Here is a 2,615-nt window from a genome sequence, read left to right as displayed (position 1 = left end):
GCATCCAGTTTTCTATTGAAGCATCGAATTCTGCTCGGGTCTGGGGTTCTCGGTGTACTACTTCTTGGGACTTGTAGACATCATGAATGACCAGGTCATCCCCCGCGTCAGTGTGCACACTTCCGGTATGCCGGCCCTAAAAACTGGGCGGCCTGGTTTACTCCTATGTTGTTGGCCTGCATGCCTTCGTAGATTTTGGCGGGGTCGCTTTTGTAAAGGTTCCAAGCATACGGACAGGAAACCGTTTACACAAACTTGCTTACACCCTCCTATCAAGTCCGCTTTAAAGGCGAAGGTTTCAATATCACTAACAGGCCCATGTGAAAATCTTTTGACAGTTAAACGATCTGCGTCCAACGCCTCCGATACCCGCAGGATGTTCAACAGCCAGTACTCACACTCCGGGAAGGCAAGGGGAAGCCACTCGCCGTTTCGGCCCAAACGAGGTTCAATGATGCTTTTCGCTCGCGCACTCATTGCGGGTACGTTAACGTTCGAAGCAATATTTGTTATGTCGCATAGTGGCTCCGTCTTACGCTTTCTGGGCTTTAATAGCTTCTTCACATGCATTGACGGCCATTCCCCCTCGAAGGATTGCCCCTTGCCAAGAGTGCGAAGAACTTCACAATGCCGAATGTCATCCTCCTCGAAAAGTTGACCGTCGTCGCGTGGGCTTATTGAATAGACTCTCATAGGATTGATCGGTCACTAAATGCCAGGGCCGAAAAATGATGCAGGTCGCTGAGCGGACAAATGGGTAGCACATAGCCTAACACTCAAACAGCAAGTAGCAAGTCGAAACGAAACCCGGTTAGCTGATGTTGCTGCACTGCATGCACGAACTGTTCGTTGACGTAAATGGTGTTTCGCCGGGTCTGCGGGATCTTGAATATCGATGACAGGCTAGTTACCGACTCCATCAGTACGTGCCGGTCCACTGCCATTACCCCGCCGCTTCTGAATCGGGCGATTTCCGATTTTTCTTCATCAAGAATATCGACGATAGTCGTGGCGTTGAAGGCAAAGTAGTGCATCGGTTCGTTCATCTCGATTGCGGCAAATTCGCCATACGGGATGAGCAAGCTGCCAAGGGCTTCGATGGCACGGGCCGAGAAGGTAGGATAAGCGAGGCCAAAGTGAGTGAAGTCAGGCAACGGCCCATCGATTCGCTCCTCACCCCGCCTACCTTTTGGAATGGGATAGCCCTCGCTGCGTGGGGTGCCTTCAAATCGGCCATCCCAAAGGTGAACGTCTTCCCCATCCCTGAACAGAAAAGCGCAGCACACATCTAAGTCGGAATCCAATTTAAAGAGTTTCATGGTTTCTTGGGAGGTACGGGTTTGGAGCCAGGATAGGTGCCGTTGAGCAGTTGGTTGCGAATGCGGCCAAGCACATCTAGGGCATCATTCTTTGTATTCACGCCCAGGAAATCTTGCTCCAGCTGCTTGTAATACGCATCACTATTCAAACTCGGGTGATACGCCCCCGGTGCGGTGCTGCCCGGCACCTGCGGAAGAAAAACTCCATTATCAGCGGAGTTCAAATCCGTGATACCCAGGTTGTTGAGCAGGTCGCGTATGTTCTGGGCGCGCCAGTCGCCATAAGGCACGATATGGTGCGCCGCACTGCCGGCCGGGCGGGTCTGACCTGCCGCTTCAAGGTTGTCGCCCAAGATATCAGACGGCCTCTTCAACATCACGTTGGGCTGGTCCGTGACGCCCCCGGCTGGAAACCCGCCACCGACCGGCCCGTAGTTGTCTGGCGGTGTTATGGGCAAACCTTCTAAAACCGGCAATGTAGGTTGCGCCGCAGGATAGCCGGTGACGATGGGACCTTGGCGCGTGTCGGCTGGCGTTACCAGCGGCCCGCTCGGCGGCATGGGCGGGATGGGATCGATGATGTTCCCACCGTAGTTAGGGGAGTCGCCCACAAAGCGTGTCGTGGTCCAAAGTGCGACACCTCCCAGACTTGCGGTTGCGATTAGCTTCATCGGAAATGGCCCGACTGCGACCTCAGTAGCCAAGATACTTTCCGCAACTGGGGCAAGACGTGCCAACACCGGCAAGGATAAAGCCGCACTCGGCGTAGCCAGAGTGACCCACCCCACTTTGTTGCCATCCGCATCAAACGTCTGATAGAACACCTGCCCGGCCTGATCCACGTATGGAACGCCCACACCAGTACGACCGTCCAATAGTGTTGGTGTCAGATTAGGAGCCAGCGTTTCGACATTTCGTGCCAAGCGCAAATTCTCATACCCACCTTCTGGAATAGACCCTTGTAGACCCGCCACGTATGCGTAATCCTTGGGGTAAACCGCCGTGCTGATGGTATCGACCGGACTAGGCACGATCAAAGGTTTAACCTCGATCCCGGGAGTCTTAAACTCACCGTTGGCCGTCAGGATATGACCATCCGCAAAGTCAAGGTTTTTGCCGACAGGTGTATTCAGCGCATAGGCGTTTGGACCCGTTCCGCTATCATCCACATCGAAGCTTCCGCCTACTAACCCGCCCGCGCGCAAACCCGGACCGCTGGTACTTAGCTTGAGTCCGCCAATCAGGTTGGCGTCATTGTGCGTAGTGCTGTCGCCGGCATACCAGGTGTTGTCCGTC

2 protein-coding genes are annotated in these 2,615 nt (G+C 54.3%); both read right to left on the bottom strand.

The annotated features are described in order from the left end of the window. Window positions 1-776: 776 nt before the first annotated feature. Window positions 777-1,319, bottom strand: a complete 543-nt coding sequence (locus AC097P_RS23260; RefSeq protein WP_479612816.1) for an imm11 family protein — start codon at window positions 1,317-1,319, stop codon at window positions 777-779. Then, the coding region (locus AC097P_RS23255; protein WP_479612815.1) for an AHH domain-containing protein at window positions 1,316-2,615 on the bottom strand (1,300 nt) is incomplete at its 5' end. The genes AC097P_RS23255 and AC097P_RS23260, both read right to left, overlap by 4 nt.

The organism is Rhodoferax sp. ZS1R8 (assembly GCF_056521325.1).
This window is presented reverse-complemented; position numbering and strand designations above follow the sequence as displayed.